The 18,129-nt window shown below is 40.3% G+C and carries 13 protein-coding genes; 3 read left to right on the top strand and 10 right to left on the bottom strand.

The genetic code is table 11. The features are described 5' to 3' along the window. Positions 1–60: 60 nt before the first annotated feature. The 4 genes from DVB69_RS05255 to DVB69_RS05240 form a co-directional block, all read right to left on the bottom strand. On the bottom strand, positions 61–1,041 hold the full coding sequence (locus DVB69_RS05255; RefSeq protein ID WP_116017313.1) for a lysozyme inhibitor LprI family protein: 981 nt from the start codon (positions 1,039–1,041) through the stop codon (positions 61–63). Positions 1,042–1,487: 446 nt separating this feature from the next. Continuing rightward, a complete protein-coding gene (locus tag DVB69_RS05250) occupies positions 1,488–1,859 on the bottom strand; it encodes an EamA family transporter (RefSeq protein ID WP_116017311.1) in 372 nt (123 codons plus the stop codon). Beyond that, positions 1,856–2,209: a DUF2304 domain-containing protein gene (locus DVB69_RS05245; protein ID WP_116017309.1), complete on the bottom strand. Its 354-nt coding sequence runs from the start codon at positions 2,207–2,209 to the stop codon at positions 1,856–1,858. The genes DVB69_RS05250 and DVB69_RS05245 overlap by 4 nt, the downstream gene beginning before the upstream one ends. A gap of 12 nt (positions 2,210–2,221) precedes the next feature. Beyond that, positions 2,222–2,911: a glycosyltransferase family 2 protein gene (locus tag DVB69_RS05240; protein ID WP_116017973.1), complete on the bottom strand. Its 690-nt coding sequence runs from the start codon at positions 2,909–2,911 to the stop codon at positions 2,222–2,224. Between the two features lie 103 nt (positions 2,912–3,014). Between DVB69_RS05240 and DVB69_RS05235 the strand changes: the two genes are divergently transcribed. After that, the gene (locus tag DVB69_RS05235) at positions 3,015–4,259 is read left to right on the top strand and encodes an ArnT family glycosyltransferase (RefSeq protein ID WP_116017307.1); all 1,245 of its coding nucleotides are present in this window, start codon (positions 3,015–3,017) and stop codon (positions 4,257–4,259) included. Positions 4,260–4,610: 351 nt separating this feature from the next. Here the strand turns inward: DVB69_RS05235 and DVB69_RS05230 are convergent, their stop codons facing one another. From DVB69_RS05230 to DVB69_RS05220, 3 genes are all read right to left on the bottom strand, one after another. Then, positions 4,611–6,224 carry a DUF5050 domain-containing protein gene (locus DVB69_RS05230; RefSeq protein WP_116017305.1) on the bottom strand — a complete coding sequence of 538 codons (1,614 nt, stop codon included), beginning with the start codon at positions 6,222–6,224 and terminating at the stop codon, positions 4,611–4,613. Positions 6,225–6,490: 266 nt separating this feature from the next. Next, positions 6,491–7,483, bottom strand: coding sequence for a hypothetical protein (locus DVB69_RS05225; RefSeq protein ID WP_147300754.1), 993 nt, complete (start codon positions 7,481–7,483; stop codon positions 6,491–6,493). 144 nt (positions 7,484–7,627) lie between these two features. Then, positions 7,628–8,920, bottom strand: a complete 1,293-nt coding sequence (locus DVB69_RS05220) for a hypothetical protein (protein ID WP_116017301.1) — start codon at positions 8,918–8,920, stop codon at positions 7,628–7,630. Between the two features lie 755 nt (positions 8,921–9,675). On the opposite strand from DVB69_RS05220, the gene DVB69_RS05215 reads away from it, so the two are divergent. Beyond that, positions 9,676–10,398 carry a hypothetical protein gene (locus tag DVB69_RS05215; protein ID WP_116017299.1) on the top strand — a complete coding sequence of 241 codons (723 nt, stop codon included), beginning with the start codon at positions 9,676–9,678 and terminating at the stop codon, positions 10,396–10,398. A gap of 408 nt (positions 10,399–10,806) precedes the next feature. On the opposite strand, the gene DVB69_RS05210 is transcribed toward DVB69_RS05215, so the two are convergent. After that, entirely contained in the window at positions 10,807–11,724 is a 918-nt protein-coding gene (locus DVB69_RS05210; protein ID WP_233505325.1) for an Rpn family recombination-promoting nuclease/putative transposase, read from the bottom strand. A gap of 123 nt (positions 11,725–11,847) precedes the next feature. Between DVB69_RS05210 and DVB69_RS05205 the strand changes: the two genes are divergently transcribed. Continuing rightward, positions 11,848–12,159 carry a hypothetical protein gene (locus DVB69_RS05205; protein ID WP_116017297.1) on the top strand — a complete coding sequence of 104 codons (312 nt, stop codon included), beginning with the start codon at positions 11,848–11,850 and terminating at the stop codon, positions 12,157–12,159. A 339-nt stretch (positions 12,160–12,498) separates the two neighbouring features. On the opposite strand, the gene DVB69_RS05200 is transcribed toward DVB69_RS05205, so the two are convergent. Together DVB69_RS05200 and DVB69_RS05195 are read right to left on the bottom strand one after the other, a co-directional pair. Further along, positions 12,499–14,184, bottom strand: coding sequence for a methyl-accepting chemotaxis protein (locus DVB69_RS05200; protein WP_116017295.1), 1,686 nt, complete (start codon positions 14,182–14,184; stop codon positions 12,499–12,501). A 1,089-nt stretch (positions 14,185–15,273) separates the two neighbouring features. Continuing rightward, complete coding sequence (locus DVB69_RS05195; protein ID WP_116017293.1) at positions 15,274–17,970, bottom strand: Ig-like domain-containing protein; 2,697 nt, start codon at positions 17,968–17,970, stop codon at positions 15,274–15,276. Positions 17,971–18,129: the final 159 nt, after the last annotated feature.

Below are 18,129 nucleotides of genomic sequence, written 5' to 3'. Positions count from 1 at the left end.
TCAACTTTGCGATGCACCCTTACTTTACTTAGTGCCAGCTGCTTACATTAAACAATCTGCTTATTTCATGTATTGTTCTACGAGTTCATAACAACGCTCTTCAGTCTTTTGTGCCATTACACTCATATATGTGAGTGGACCTGCAGTGCCTTCTCCGAATTCAGCTGCGGCTTCCTCGGCTTCCTGATCACGTTCTTTCATCCAGCTTCGTTGCTTTACTCGTAAACTCTCCATTTCGCTATCGGATAACTGCTTTTTAAGAACGCTGTAAATTTCGTTGAGCGCATTGTCCCACCTAGTATAGGTTTCGTCAGTCGCTTCCATCATCTCTGACGTGACCCCATTTTTGTAGAGATAGTCCAAATCGGATAGGCCATCCTTAATGGCATACAGCTTTTGTAAATAATGATTCTGCAAATTAGCTGACAGTTGCTCCTTCTTTTTAGCAGCGGCTTGCTGTTCATTCTTTTCCTGTTCAATGCGTTTTTTCTCTGCCTCTATTTCTCGACGTTTTCTTTCTGAAGTTGAAATACTATCTTCTATCCGTGACAATTGTTCACTAAATTGAGTAGCTACATCCTTCCATTCAGGTAATTGCTTAAGGGTATCCAACTCATTTGCTGGCTCTTCAACTTTTCCTGAATCCGCCATCTCTTGAATTTTTTGAAGTCGGCTTTCCATATCTAGTATTACCGACTGCTTATTTTTCAATTCAGCTACAATGTCTTTCAATTTGTTTTCTAAACTGGTAGGCAACTCATATTGACTTATTAAGACTTGAGCTTTCCCTTCAGCTTGTCTCCATTGTTCTTCTTCTATTAACTTTGTCATGTCTACTAGTTGTTCCGAAATCTTTTTGTAATCAGCTGCATCTTGATCTTTCGGTTTTTCATCGTGAGCCAGTTCAAATGAAGCAAGTGCTTTATCATAATTCCCATCTGCCAATCCTAATTTACCCTGTTCCATTGCTTTGTCGTATGTACCTGATGAACAAGCCGTTAGGAAAAACACTATAAAAGTTACTACTACAATTCGTTTCATACTGCACCACCTTTCCGAAGGTCTCTCACATTTCCCCAAGTTCCCAATTTGGAACCATTTGGAGGTTCTTCTTTTCTATTAGTTTATCATATTGCTTGTTTTATAAAACGACAATAAGGATCGTAAGCAACTGTGGCTATACGTATCATTAATCCAGGTGGTTTTTGACCTTGATTCGCCTCTTCCATCTAACTAGATAGATCTTTCCTTATACTCTCTCCAACCTTTTTCAGGAACTAACTCCACTTGCACACTGTTAGGAGCAGGATAGCTAAAGCTTTATAGTACATACAGAAAAAGCAAATAGTGTTATTGGATGAAAGTAAATAAGGCGACTATGATTGGATTATCTCTTTCAGTCACAAAAAGTCCTCCAACCGGTTTCGATTAGAGGACTTTCATATTGCGTACCTAACATTGGGTTTTTCAATAACCAACTAATCATCTCACTGCGCTTGTCCGCCAATGCCCACAAAAGCAACACCTACCATTATGAGGAGAACACCTGATACTTTCCACCACCCAAGAGGTTCGTTGAACAGGAAGTATGCACCAAAAACGGCGAATATGTATGCGAGTGATTGGAGAGGGTAGGCAACACTCAATGGGACTTTTGTTAAGATGAAAAGCCACAAAACTGTTGCGAAGCCATAGATAACAAGCCCGCTTAATATGTATGGGGAGAACATGACTTTCACGATAGCACTAAACGAAGAAAAGTTCGGATTTTCTCTCGTCATGCCGATTTTCCAGAGAAATTGACCACTTACAAGGATCAAGGTATTAATAAGAATCAATAAAAGATGTGTAGGATTCATTTGTTTTGCCTCTCGTCTTTAAAGTCTTGTAATTCTTTTTGTAAAAATGCAACTTCTTGAATAAGGATTTTAACTTTTCCCTCTTGCTTAGAGAGTAAAATCGTATGATAGACTAAAAAGGATAGGACAATCAAAAATGCGAATAATATAATTAACGCTGGCGGATATGCGATACCTAACTCAATAGTTAAACTGTTTAGGGATGGTAAAATGGCCGCTGAAACAAGTCCTAGAATTGCAAAAACCAGCCATATGAACGCTTGTTTATCCGCTAGTTTGTTAACTTTCGTTAAGTAAATTACTTGGATGAAAAATAATAGAGCTGCAACAATCACCAATAATTGAACCACTTCAACCCCTCCTTATAAGTATGAGCGTATCACCGAAAAGAATGTTACTTTGAGCATATAATAAATAGACTTTAGAGGGGTAATCGATGACACGCCGCCTTGCCGTGAATTCATTTCTACTGAAACTTCAAGAATCTTCTTCTTTTTACGTGCCAGCTGAACAATCACTTCCACTTCGGGATAGTCAACTGGATATTCTTGCGCGAAGTATTGTATCACAGAACGATTGACAATCCGGTAGCCTGAAGTAGGGTCAGAAACCTTCACCCCAGTTATAAAGCGCAACATGGTATAGAAGTAATAGATCCCTGCTCGACGAGTATTCGTTCCCTTATAACCTGTTTTTTCAACAAAACGGGACCCGATTACCATGTCAGCATCTGAGGTTACAATCGCATCTAATAGCTTTACTAAGTCACTGGGATCATGCTGTCCGTCTGCATCCAATTGAATGGCATACTCATAGCCATGTCGTTCTGCATACTTATAGCCGGTTTGCATAGCCCCTCCAATTCCGAGGTTTACCGGCAATGACACGTGATGAAATTTATTTTCTTCGAGTATGGTTTTGGTCCGATCCTTGGATCCGTCATTGACAACCAGATAATCAAACGAATCAAATCCTTCTAAGGATTGAATCGTCCGGGCTATCTGAGATTCTTCGTTATAAGCTGGGATAATAATAAGTGTACGATTTTGCATTACTTGCCTCGCTTTTGGAAAAGTACTTTTACTTAATAGTAGCATACAAAGCTTTCCAAATGGGGTACAATCGAGGAGGTATTGAAAGGAGCGCTCGTTTCGTATGACCAGAGTTTTAAAACATAAAGGCTTACTTGTTATTCTTTTAATTGGTTTAACACTTCGTCTAGCCGTACTGTTCACAAAAGGACCTTGGCTATCGCTGATGAGTGATGATCGAGGGTATATGAATAGTGCGTTAGCTTTTTTAAGTGGCCACGGAATTACCTATACATATATTGATGAACCAACTGTTCACATTTTACCAGGAATCACTTTATTACTAGCACCTTTTTTTGTTTTTGGGCAAACGGGTGTAAGCATGACACTGATCAAGTTAATGATGATTTTGTTCGGGCTACTTTCAATTATCTTAACTTACGCAATCGGTCAATTTCTGTTTAATCGCTACGCGGGATGGATAGGTGCTTTCTTGCTTGCTATTTATATTCCTCAAATCTTAACAGATAATCTAGTGTTGACAGAAGCACCCTTTACAGCATTATTTTTAGGATTTATTTACTTTTCAATTCGACTCGCTCATGATCCTCGAATGAGCTGGTTCTACTGGGTGATCAGCTTATATTTAACCATGTTGTATTTCAGACCTACCCTTGCGTTGCTGCCCATTCCATTACTTATTTACTTTATATTAAAAAAATATCCTTTGAAGCTCGCTTTAAAACAGTTTGGTATAGCCGCAATCCTTCTGATTCTCGTTATGAGCCCTTGGTGGATTCGTAATTATGTACATTACCATGAATTCATTCCGCTGTCAGGTGGTGCTGGTAACCCGATGCTCTTAGGGACCTACCAAGGGCATGGATACAAGTATGGTCCATCTTATAATGAAGTGATGGACGGGATTGAGAAATCCATGAAGGATAGCTGGCACTATGATCGACAACAAGCACAGAAAGACGTTGCACTAGAGCGGATGAAAAGAATGTATGCCGATAATCCAAAGCAATTTTTGTATACATACACGATATCTAAAACAGTGGCACAGTGGAGTCAACCCTTCTACTGGATAAAAATACTCGGAGTGCCGTTAGATACGATGAAACAACTATACAACAAATCCATAGGTATGCTGTTCCTATTAAGTGTAATTGCATTTTTTGTTTTTCCAAAGCGAAGAACGGAATGGATTTTTGTTGGATTGATCATTGGGTACTTGACTGTTCTAAATGACATATTCTTCGCCTATCCTCGATATAACCAGCCCTTGTTGCCGTTATTGTTTATCTTTGCGGCTGCGGGAGGCATAGGTCTCTTGCAGAGGATTAAGAAAAAGCTACCGATATAAGTGATAGGAGAAATACGTGCAGTACATTACACAATCCAGACACTAATTAGACCGTTTGATATGTAAATGAATGAGTCAGTCCTCTAATCGAGCAATCGATTAGAGGACTTTCTTTTGTTTGTTGCCCTAACACTTTCTTAAGGTAACCCACCTTATTGAAGTGATCAATACACAGCTAGGTGGCGCGCCAACAGTTTCCCATAAAGCCACAACCGCAATAAGTACTTCCTTTTCTTTAGTAAGACAATGGATCAGCAAGACCATTACAACCAACGAAGTAAACACAAGCGATACTGTAAAAAAAGTGACAGTCATCCGGATGGGCAACTTCTGCGAAGACGATTTTACTCGTTACTTTCTCATATCTATCTCATACCGAGTATTTTTCGCTTCGTCTTTGAAATTCAGCATACCATCCCGTTTCTCTAGCGCAGATACATGGAAATCCGTGAGCATGGTCAATGAACTGCCATCGGTCTTCATTTTGAATAGATTGCCGCTGTAAGAGTAATTGCAGAAGTAAATCCACCCGTCGTACACGATCAGTTCATTGGCCCGAGCGTCACTGATCTTCTGATTCCCCGTTCCGTTCTCCCGGATTTTATAAAGCTTAATGTCATCCTGGTCGTTAGAGTAATACAGCCATCCGTCTTCACTGTCAAATGCCCACATCCGTCCCATATACTCATAGTTGGTCGAAATGGCGTTAGGTAAATTTCTGTTATCCCAAGAATGGGATTTTCCCATTTCAACATCGGATAATAGAAAGTATGTATACCTGACTTTCCCTGCTACGTCCGGAACAGGGTCGTCCCACGTGGCGTCCAGATTATACCATTCCCCATCAACTTTCACTTTGTTCCAAGCATGGTTCATCTCTTTAGAACCAATTACATAGATCGTTTCAATACCTAGCCGATTTAGTAAGTAAGACATCGTCAGCGCATACCCCTGGCATACTGCCGTCTTGTCCACTAGCAATCCGTAAATCGTATATGACTCTAGCGGAATGGTATTTTGCAAATAGTTATCGTAATCATAAGCAGTGTGCCGCACTACATAATCATGGATCGCCTTCACTTTTTCATATTCACTCATGCCCGGTTTCAGCGAAGCAGCATATGCGGTCTCTACTGCTGCATTGAGTTCTGTGGTCATGCTCAGAATTCGTTCTTTTGGATATGCATACTTGACCGCAAAGCGGCCATTGCTGTAAAACAGGCTTCCCCGATATTGAAAATAGAAAATTTCAGGATGGTCGTTCAGCACGTTTTCCAGTTCAGCGAACACGACCTGACTGTCACTTGAATAAGGAGCGGTGATAATGATATCATCAACATTTTTCAATCCCAAGTAAAGCGCCGAATATAGATCCGTCACTTCGGTAATCTCCGGCTTCTGCGGCACAGATGTGGCTTTCAGTTTGAATTGTAAATAGACTGCCCTACTTAGCGCTTTTCCATTTTTGTTCGTCAACTCTTGTTCAATGAAAAGCGTGTATACTTCATCTGCGCGGTAAGATTTCACAGGAGAAACTTTCACTGTTCCAGTCTGGATTTGAACAGTCGCTGCCACTTCTTCGCCTTCAGCATTCCACAAGTGAACACGTTTTCGATTCACTTCGGTGTTCTGAACGGGGCTACTGAAGGTAACCGTCCATTCTTTGTTCGGGTCTTCGATCGTCTGAAGCGACTTCCATTCAGTTGCACGTTCCAGCTGCGGAATTACAGGTATTGCCGAAACAGCAGCTCCCCGTACTTGCCTCCCTGGTTCTTCAGACAGATATGACGATGTAACGATTTCTTTATACCTGTCCTGATCTTCGACAGCAAACTCAATGCTGTTTTCTCGCTTTAGCTCCGGCTGGTGATCCACAACGTAAGGCGTAGCGGCGGAGGCTGTATAGATAGAACCAAACAAAATTCCCGTAATTAGCATGGGTAGGGTTAGCAACTTTCGAATCATAACGACTTGCCTCCAGTTAGTTATTTTGACTTACTCCTAGTATACTTGTTGCCATAAACTCTGGGAAGCCTTTTTGAACGCACTTCTGAATACCATACTACTCAGCTATTGGAATAAACTGAATTACTCGTAACAATCTTCCTACTACGCAGTCCTCTCTAAAAGAACGCTTAGCTAGGTCATCTCGGCCATCCATTCCCCTAACTAATACAAAAACTCCTCTACCCCATGCCAACGGGATAGAGGAGTGATCTATTTCCTACGAATTATCTACCTGACTCTCCGGATAATTCTATACCAGCAGTGTCCAAGAGCCAATTCAGGTACATTTTCTCTGTGAATTCATCACTTACCTGATTTACCGCCAAGCGAGCAGTGTCGATATCTTGTTGTGTCGTTTCCGGTTTAAGTTGATTTCCCTCATCGTATTGATAGAAATCATCTTTGAACAAGCCGGTCACCTGTTTGTCCGCTTTGACGTAAATCGCTACTTTGTCTTTCAGCTGTAGGTCGACTTTTGCAATAATTCGTTTGTACTCTTCAGCAGTCGTTACGGATAACTCGTTTTTCAGTAATTCTTCACGGTATGTCGCCATACTTAAAGAATCATCCTGAAAAGGTTTATAGCCTGGCTCTTTGCAACGATCTTCTATATTAGACAAATCACCGTAATATCCACAAGCTAAATAGTGCATAGAATCATTGACGTAAAAACTTCTAGTCTTTTGGTGATCGAACTTTAGAAGTACGTACAATTCATTTAATAATAGTCCTTCAGTGACTGGATTGGATTCTCTATTCAGGTAAGTCATAAATTTAAATGAAGGGAAGTCAGTGATGACCTTTGTAATCCCTTTGGCTTCCCCATTTAATGGCAAGGCGATAGACAGAAAACCATCCACCTTTGTCCATTTGTCTTCAGTAAGATCTGTAAAGGATTGGGCAAAATTCTCAGTCGCTATGAAGAGGTTCGTACTATCTCCGTAATTGGATAAATGCTTAGGGATCATGGGAACTGTTATAGTGAGTAATCTTCCGTTCACTTCATAACGTGGTCGCTCAATTGTATGATCATCCAGCTTCTTCAAGTCGATGATTGTTCCAGCAGCATCCACTTGGTATATGAATAACTCATGTCCATAATACTGGATAATCTGATCGCCATCATTGAAACCAATAGCTTCTTTCGGCACTGGTTGTCCAATTGCTCCCGAGTTTGTAGGGCGGGATTCGAAACGGTCTTTTTGTAAATACTTCACCTCATTAGATCCTTGGTTTTTAACATTTAATGAGACATACCCATATCTCCCCTCAACCTTCGACACGCCTGCTGCAAAGTGACCGTTCGGATTCTCCGGCACTTGTCCAGGGACATAAGCGGGGTTATCGACATTGTCAACTTTCTAGATTTTTTCTTTGACCTCTTCAAAGTTACTAATCACTTCGTTTGCCATCTTGCCTGGTGGCAATGTCACATTCGATACGTTCAGCTCATTGCCTAACTCAACGGTCCCTGTCCCATTCTCCATATTCAGGTTCCCGATGGATCCTTTCGCAGAAAAGTCAACCGTCTTATTTGTACTCACAGTCACGTTTTCAAAGTCTCCGCTTCCCGTGATTTGGATGTCATTGTTCGATTCGATCACAACGTTCTTGATCGTCGCGTTCAAGTCAATATACGTAACCCCTTTTGAAATCTTCACATTCGGTAGGATCACATTCGTATCAAAGTACAGTTCAGAATTGGCCATGATCGCCACTGAAGTCACTTGCGTGTTCCCTATTCCTTGTACATACGTATCCTTCCTCCTAATCTCGATGACTGCAATCGAAGAGTCTTGGAAAACAATCGTCATGCGTGTAGTTGGATATTCTGCAAAAGTCTGGACAGCCGTCTGGACAGTTTCGGGCACTGCTACCGTCCCTTCTACCGTCAAGTGATCAGCTGTAAAGCTTTCCGTCACTATTTCCGAAAACAGAACATCACCTTGAACTGCCAAATGACTCACATGATAGTAGTCACTTTCTACATATAGATTTCCGGTAATTTTGCCTTCCCCACCTTGGAGAACTCGTTCAGCTGCCTGTTCGCCACCATTCACAAGATGCAAATCTTGAACTTCCGTCACTTGTGTCTCTGAAGCAGTGAACGTAACAGACGCGTTTTTCAGTGCATCCTGGTTAGCAACTGAAAACAGCTCTTTCAACTGTGGTGTTACAGTATACTGCTGACCACCAATCTGAACGCTGTCCTCTTTAATGGATTGAATTACCTGAGTCTTACCTTCCTGTTCCGTTTCAGAAGCTACAACGAAGGAAAACTTAATATCCGCTTTTTGTAACTTACCTTTTGTGGAATGGATCCCTGGTCCTACGTACAATAGATACTTACCTGGCATATAGCTCTCAACAGGAACGACAAGAATCGTTTTCCCTTCAACAATAGCATCCGTTTTCACGGGAGTCCCAGATTCAGTAACCACCCGAACATTATCAGCAGATACAGTCGAAGCATCGATAGTGTCCGAATAGGTCACCGTCCACACCTTGTTAACATCCTTCGTTGTCTTAGGAGCAATTGACTCACTCCATGTAGGGGTCGCAGCACTTACTGCAGGCGCCAGTACTCCTAACAGTAAAACACATGCTAAAAGAAGACTCATCCCACTTTTCATCGATCTAATCATACTCGTCATCACTCTTCCCTTCACTATAAAAACGCTACTTATATACTACATTACATTGGGCCTATACTCAATACGTGATTGATGGTTGCTAAAGGGTCTGTCATTCCTGTTGAAGCGAATCTGCGATCAAAAAAGGAACAGTTTGTTGTCGTTGGCTTACCTGATACATGGATTAAAGAATCCAAACAACGCATATTGGGTTGCTTGCATGCCTTGGATTTAAATACGTCTATGAAAAAGGGATATCCGCATAGTATGAGATTGACAAATTAGTCCTTTTATCTATTTTCTCGATGTGGGGTCTTTGGAACTTTTAGTAGAGTTCAACCTGTTGGAATAGAAAAGTCCTCTAACCAATTGCTCGATTAAAGGACTCTGCCATTCATTTGCATTTTAAATTGTCTACTTCGTGTCTGAATTTTGTGATGCACAGGCAACCTCTGATTCAAACATAGGTACTTTTCATAAGTCACAGTGTACATGCATATCATACTAGTCATCATCTATATTAATCGTTGCGAGACCTCCAAGTCTGGCTGCATACTTTACATTTAACTTGAAATACATAAATACAAGAGAAGTTAGCGCAACTGAAATCACGTAATTCGGAAATTATTTTGTTCCGAATTTGGATGAAACGATGTGTAAGTTCTAGTTTATATTGTCCTTAATGCAAATGACCTGGTACCTCTTAAGGCTGTTTGATGAAACAGGAATACTGTGAAAGAAACACTTAGAATGCACGATATAGGAGGAGACATTGAATGAAAAAAGAAGAGTTGAAGACGTTGGTCGCACCAGCAAATAAGAAAACGGATTCACCATACTTATACCCCTTCTCAACACCTTCAGACCAGTCTAAGCCTTACAACATATTTCTGATTGGCAGTAATCCAGCTACACCGATTTGCTCTAATGATAGGCCATCAGACGAGTATGTAGATCTGCTGTTAAGTGAAGAACAATATGACCGTGTTTTTAAACAATTCCGCCTAAACAAAGGAAGGACAGGCGTTTCAAGGACTCGATTGGGAACGAACAGCATGATCAATCTGCTGGAGGCTGCGACAGGCGAGAACATACTGCGTACGAATGTTATCAACTATCCTACCGCTAAGGCTAACGAGCTAAAAGCCATTCCAAGCATCGAAATCGACCGTTCGAAGCAGTTGTTTATGAAAGTGTTACTTGAGCATCAGCCTAGTGTTCTAATTGCTTGTGGCTCCACCCCTTTTCAACACTTAGTAGAAATCCTCTTTAACGAAGGTCTTTTAGATTCCTTCCCCTCAATGGACGTAAATATCCATGAGTTAGAAAAGAGCAACGACCCCTTGATCCGTTTCACTTATCAAAACGAAAAAGAAGGGGCTATCTTTGCTTGCAGGCATCTGATGTATTTCGGGGAAAAGGGAGATTCCTATAAAGAGTTCATGCAAACGGTTACCCAATATATACATTCAAAAGACGAGGTTGTCGGGCAAGGGTGAATTTAGCGCATACAAACCTTCTTGCCATCTGATCAAAACTAAGAAAAGAAATAATAACGTTGAAACTAACATGTACCCTTCAAATTGATACTGGCACTTGATTTACTACTTCTCTTGTCAAATACAAAAGAAAAGGAATTAGAGTATATAGTAAAACCCACCTAGATGGTTAGGTGGGTTTTAGTTGACGCTTACGTTGGAATAGAAAAAGTCCTTTACCCAATTGCTTGATTAAAGGACTCTCCAACCCGTTCACATATTTAATTGTCCTATTGGTGTCTGAAACTTGTGTTGCACCTGTTACTTGAGTTTTCTTGTTTTCATAACTGTTGAAAATAGCATAAAAGTTTTATGCACAGGCACCCCGTACTGCTGAACGTTTTACTCTTCTCTCCCTCTAAGTGGGAATTAAACGTTTAGTTCTTCTTTAATTTTCAGAACTTGCTCTTCCGTTAGTCTGGATATGCGAACGACTTGTTTAATTTCGAACCCATCCAACAACAGTATCTTTGCCGTTTCTTCCCTTTCTTCTTGTCGTGCATCTTGTTCACGCAGTTCCGCTTCCCGGACTGCTGCTTCCTCATCGAGAACTAGTTTCAATCGGGCTTGGTATGCAAGGATTTCGTCAGGAGTCCCACTTAACGTTTCCCAACTTTGAAAGGCGTCACGAAGTGTTTCATCATTCATGGCTATCTCCTCCAGTTCTTTAAAGATGTCATCATAGACTTTCCCATTACGTTGGTCCACAATCCCTAACAATAAAAGCCAGCGAGCCAAGACATCATCCCACGGATTCAGCTTTTCTTCTTTCCATGCCTGAATCAGCTTGGGCATTTCAATGAAGTGGAACTCCATAAGATCGGTGAGCTTGAACTTCTCTTTATCTTCATATAAATGATACGTCGTATGGAATTGTTCTGTTTGGTCAAACATGTTGAAATTCAAAAGGTTAATCGCAATGACAGGGCGTAGTTCACGATATCCCATTTTCCTCTGCAATTGTGAACGATACATTCCTGACCAATAATAGACGGAGCGTTTCACCATGTCATACTTATCTGTGAACTGAATTTCTACGTTAATCCACTCGTTCGCATTCGTGACCACGAGTAGGTCCAATCTTGACTGTTTATCTTCTTCATGCTCGCCACCCGCTTCTACATTTGAGAAAGAGATGTCTTTTATACCGTCCCGTCCTGTTCGCTGCAAGATTGCGTTAAGAAATACAACAGTAACTTCTTTGTTCTTCTCACTGCCGAATAGCTGCTTGAACGCATAATCGATTTTGAGGTCCATCAGTCGTTCTAATGGGATTCGTTTCAGCACCCTTGATTTGGATTCCTTGATACCTACCACCTCATGTTCTGTTATTTTTATTATACCATTTTTCAGACAGAAAAGAGAGAACAGCACATAGAACGAGGGCACCTGGACCACACACAACTATTTATGAAAATGTTACTTGAGCATCAGCCTAGTGTTCTAATTGCTTGTGGCTCCACCTCTTTTCAACACTTAGTAGAAATCCACTTTAACGAAGGGCTTTTGGATTCCATCCCTTCAATGGACGTAAATATCCATGAGTTAGAAAAGAGCAACGAGCCCTTGATCCGTTTCACTTATCAAAATGAAAAGGAAGGGGCTATCTTTGCTTGCAGGCATCTGATGTATTTCGGGGAAAAGGGAGATTCCTATAAAGAGTTCATGCAGACGGTTACCCAATATATACATTCGAAAGATGAGGTTGTCGGACAAGGGTAAACTTATCGCATGCAAACCTTCTTGTCATCCGATCAAAACTAAGAAAGGAAATAATAACGTTGAAACAAACATGTACCCCTCAAATTGATACTGGGACTTGATTTACAACTTCCCTGCCAACGGATTGTCACGTACCAAAGAATGAGAAATAGATGATATAGTAGAACCCACCTAGATTATTTGGTGGGCTTTATTTGACGCTTACGTTGGAATAGGAAAAGTCCTCTAACCAATTGCTTGATTAAAGGACTCTCCATTTTGTGATCTTACAAATTTTAACTGACATGAAATTTTGAGATGAATAGTGTTTAAATTGTATGTGGTCCAGGTACCAAGCACTCAAAGTTTAAACTGTCGAACAAGTCCATTCAAGTTCTCCGCCAACATAGCCAAATCATTAGAACTATTTGCAACTTCCTCCATTGCACTACTTGCTTGCTCCGACGATGCAGAGGTCTGTTCCACCCCAGCAGCAGATTCTTCTGAAATGGCTGCAATTTCTTGAATAGAGCTACTCATCTCATGACTGTTTTCTGCTATATCGGACAAATTATTCGACACGATATAAATTTGATCCACCATTTCTGTAACCGACAAACTAATTTTCCTAAATGTTTCACCTGTCATTGTGATTTGATACGTTCCTTGTTCAACTTCCTTATATCCATCTAACAACGACGCAACTACTGAACTGGATTCACTTTGGATTCTATCAACAATCTCTGTAATATTCGTGACAGACACGGATGACTGTTCGGCTAATTTTCTCACTTCATCCGCAACTACTGCGAAACCTTTACCATGTTCACCTGCACGCGCTGCTTCAATTGCCGCATTTAATGCTAAAAGGTTTGTCTGTCCGGCAATATCTTGAATGACAGAAACTAACTCTGATATTTGTTGCGCATGTTGATCCAAACCTTCTACTTTTATAACTGCATTATGGACAATCTCATCGATTACAGCCATTTGTTCGGTAGAAGATTTCATTAAATTGCTGCCTTCAGTTGTCATAGAAAGAACGGTATTGGACGATTTTTGGATGTGTTCACCGCTCCCGTTTGCCTCAGTGACTTTCATGACGAATGATTCCATCATAGTAGATAATTCACCCGTATTCATCGCCTGCGATTCCGTCCCTCTCGCAATTTCTTCCATAGTAACGGAAATTTGTTCTGTTCCGGCTTTCACTTCATTTGCAGATTGCGTTAACTCTTCACTTTGACTTGACACAGTTTCCGATACCTCATTAATTTCAGATAATAAGTTTCGTGTGTTGTGACTCATTTCATTAGTAGCAGTAACTAATTGCCCGATTTCGTCCCGCAACTTTGTTTCCAATGGCTCTGCGCTTAAATCTCCATCTGCAATTAGCCTCATCCGACTCATTACTTTTCGCAATGGTTTTGAAATAGAAATAGAAGTAATCCATGCTGTAACCATACTTAAGATAATCACAAAAATGATGATTCCAACTACTACGCCTACTGTTACTTTTCCACTAGCCAAAAGACTTTCTTCCTTATGTGATATATCATTCTGTCTGGAAACTGCCAGTTGTGTATAACCATCCCTTATTTCCCGCGCATCTGTTGTTGAGGTTAATAAGTTTTTACGAGCTACTTCTTTATTCCCTGTTTTGTACTCATTAAAAACATCATTTTCGATGTACAAGTCCCAGTTTTGACCCTTTTCGACAATGCCATCAAATTCCTTGCTTGCACCTATTTCTCTTACTGTTTCCACTGCTTTGTTTGCTAGATCTCGGTTTTCAATATATCGTTCAATAAAACTGTCGTCCCCTGTTAGTATAAACCCACGAGATGCTGCCAACCTACCATCCATTGATTGGGCTAATTGTTGATTTGCTATTAATAATGGCAAATCAATATTTTTCACTCCTTCTGTATCTTTATTGACATTATTTAAAGTGAAAAATATGTACCCTCCTAATAAAACAATGAGCGCCACGACTACAGAAAAACCGAATATCATTTTTCCTTTTATACTTTTAAAACTCAACATATTTTCATTCCACACCTTTACATTTTTAGTATGTGCCTAGATATTTAGAAGTAATTAAAGTTAGGATAGCTAACTTTTTAAAAACCACTTTTAATATATCGTCTTCACCTGAAAGATGTTTAGAAAGTCACATGTTCGTACTTAGGTACCTGGACCACACTCAATTCTGACACTATTCAAAACTCTACCCACCTCTGCCTAGACGACATCGGACTACAAATTAGATGTATGGATTGTTCATCTGTCGTGAATTAAACATAATCGGTAAAATGAAATCATAAAAAACCTTGCATGTACCAAGCTGCAAGTATCTTAGATTGGCACTCGTTTGCGCTAGAATTTCATCTATACTGTTGAATGCAGAAAGAGCTCACCAGTCCCTCTTGAGGACGATGAGCTCATTTTTATTCTTCCCGTATTAGATTGGTAAATTCACCATAAACTATTGCTCGATTGTAAAGGACAACCACCGCTAAATCTATTACATCTCCATCATCCATTCCGACATTTCTTCATTTTTTTCCATACCAAACCTTTGTAGACAATACCAAATATATCCGGTTGTAGTTTTTTCAAATGACATGGGCAGGCAAAGAGTCAACAGACGATCTATGCAGTTGGCATCCCCACAATCACAAACTGGTCTTTATCCGACCGGGCATTTGCTTCCACCGGAACGATAAGCCCTTTCATTCCATCAAGCTCAACACTCAGAACATCTTGCACCACCCCATTTCATCCCGCTTTCTTTTCTGCATCCTAGTAGAAAGGATAACTGAACCTGCACCAACTGCCAAAACGGGGTTTTCAATGTATTTTACAACTCAGCAGGGTTACTAAGGCGATTAGTTAGGCGTTTTCCGATAAACCCTGATCACAAGGTAATGACAAGTTTGAAGTGTGCCCATTAAAAACTCTACAAAGCAGGAAAATGGCCAAGTTAAAAAAGACAGGAAGAAGAATTTTCACTGTCTATCCAGATGACAAAAAAATCCTCTACCCGACTTCTCGAGTAGAAGACTTCTTATTTCATTCACGCACATAGTTGTCTGATTAGTGTCTGAAATGTGTGAGGTCCAGGTACCTAATCTATTGCTGTTCCCAGTATTCTTGGTAAATACTCCACTCGTTATATGATTCATTTGACGAAAGCGTCAATTCCATTGTGTACCAGTTGCCGGGCCTTTGATTAATTGTAGTGTTTAATAAAAATCCTTGGCTGTAAAGCGATTTTAGCTCTCCATACGTTCCATCGAACAAAATCGCCTCGTACATATCTTCGTAGTTAGCAGATAGTCTTGTCGTATGTTCAATCGTTTGACCCGTACTGTTTACTGCCCACTGGATTTTTTGATTTGCTAAATAGGCATAATCATACGAATCTTCATCCCAATAACCTATTCGAGCTTTCAGTGTCACACGATCACTATCACGCAAATCATGATCTTGGTTTTCACGGATAAAACCTTTCCACTCAAACGGTTTACTATAGTCTTCGTACTCTGGTTCGAATGCATACAATGGGCCTGAGTTCTGAGTAAATCCATATTTAACAACTGATGAAATTTTACGAAGCACCGTCAAGAACTCAGAAGTGCTTGTATTCTGTTTTTCAGATAGCGAATTCGCTTCGGCTAACACTGATTTTAATTTTGCAATTTCAACTGGATCTTGCTCCACTGTTAACATATCATTCACTGATTGAATTCCATTTAGTAAACTGTCATATGGACGAATGAGCCATTCTTCGTATTTGGACATTTGGTTGAGTTCTTTTAACTCCATGTTACGTCCATTCTCAGAAACGAATAGTTCAAACACGCCCCAGTATCGATCATCGCCAGTGTCTGCTGGCACATTGAAAGTATGAGTCGGTGTTTCTGAATTCCCTTGGAAAATTTGAACTTTGGAATCTGATAAACTCATTGCATTTTCGCCGGAGTAATTATGCAAGAAGAAAATATAACGTCCATCTTGCCACTTGCGAATTGTTGTCGTTTCAGGACCAAAATATTGTGTGTCATCCCAGTCTAAATCGACGTATTCCGTGTACTTCCCACTATCAGAGTAATCACCATACGTTTTATCGCCATAATAGACATGGAAGTTCTCTGTAGCTAGATGGGAATCCATATCTGATTCCATATCGTTCCAAGTTAGCATGATTTTCATTTCATCTGTCGCTGCTGCACGTATCGCTGTTTCGTTAATACCAGTAGTGAATTGGCCACTAGAGACACTACCGGTAATAGTTGTTTTGATGAATCCCGGACCACTAATCGTACCGTAATGTACACCTGGTTGCGCCTCAACAAAGTAATACCCATTGCGATCTGTCACTCCACGAACATATGAATCTTCAAATGTTAGTGACATATTCGCTAAACCTTTTCCAAATATATCGGTAATTCTTCCACTAAAGCCTTCAGTGCTGTAAAACTTTTTCGAAAACACACCTTCTGTCAAAGCGTCAGAGGCAGGATTTTTTCTGACTGTAATTTCGATTTCATTATAGTTTACAGGCAATGGACTATACGTAAACATTTGCATAGTTGCATTGTACTGCAAATTAGTCAACGGGATAGATTGTCCATTGCTTTCAGCTGTAATTATAAAATCTTGGGCAGTTAAATCATACTTAGGTTCTTTCAAGTCGACACGCGTATAACTCATTGTTGCTTGAATCGATTGAATCGTCGCCTTTACGACATTCGAATAGCTTTCTTCGATTTTCTCTCCATCTACAGTTACGTGCCCAGAGATATCAAGAACAACGGATTGCGGCTTACTCTCAACAGTGGAATCATTTCCGCTGCTTGTAACGTTCAATCGATTAATGAGCCCTTGTCCTTTAATGAAAGACAGTGCAGATAATATCAATTCATTGACAGATGATTCTTGAGGTAACTGAATCTCAACAGAAGTGGCGCGGTTATTAACCGTATTAAATGTTCCAATTAACTTGACCGGTCCTGTACTATTTGCAACGCCTTCCATAATCTCTACGTTTTCAATAGTTGCCGCCGGTGAAGTAGCTTCAAGAATTGCGCTGGATTCCAGGAGCACTTCTTCTACCGAGGTAGCACCTTCCGCAACAACACGAATCGAACCATTATTCTTGTTAACGATAACCGTTACAAGCACAGAATCCTTGAAGTGGATACTATTTGGCCCACCGCCAAGAATTTTAGTTTCTCCTTTAACAGTAACAGTATCGAATGTCACTTCTCCTTCTCCAACTGCATTCGTTACAATTAGTTTTCCTGTTATAACAGCATGCTTTACGCTAACACCGTCGCTTTCTACATAAACATCACCTGTATAGACCTTAGGATTAGCAGGTGTTCCACCATAAACACCAGGCTTTGTGATTTTTACGTCAGCGGATTCCTGCGCGGTATTTACAGTAAATTTGAATTTTGTATTTTTTAGCGAAGTACCCTTTACTGATTTCACAGTTTTTAATATAAACAATTCATACGTTTTTCCAGCTTCATATGAGCTAGATGGTATAACTTTGATGGTGTTTCCAGATACCTCCGTCTGCACTACTTTTTTCTCGTTTAGCTCAGTCAACACATAGACGTTCTCATTTGCCTTTACGGAAGTTGCATCAACTTCTTTGGAGAGTGTAATCGTCCACGGCTTATTGACGTCACTTGTCGTCTTTGACTCAATGACTTTCCATTCATCATTACTCGCAGCCAGAACACTTGGCTGAAAACTTGTAAGCGCTGTGAAGACTACCATCAAAGTAATTACAAACACATTAAACACTTTTCTCATCTTGTTCCCCCTTAGTTTTAAGTATTCGTCCATCCTTTTCAGAATAGCATGCTAAGGAGTATTATACTAGAACCAAAGTATCAATAAATTGTTAGTTGTATTCCTATTAACTAACCATCACCCATCGATTGGAGACGGATATTTAAACAACACATTCCA

This window comes from Sporosarcina sp. BI001-red (assembly GCF_003384035.1).
Lineage (GTDB): Bacteria > Bacillota > Bacilli > Bacillales_A > Planococcaceae > Sporosarcina.
This window is presented reverse-complemented; position numbering and strand designations above follow the sequence as displayed.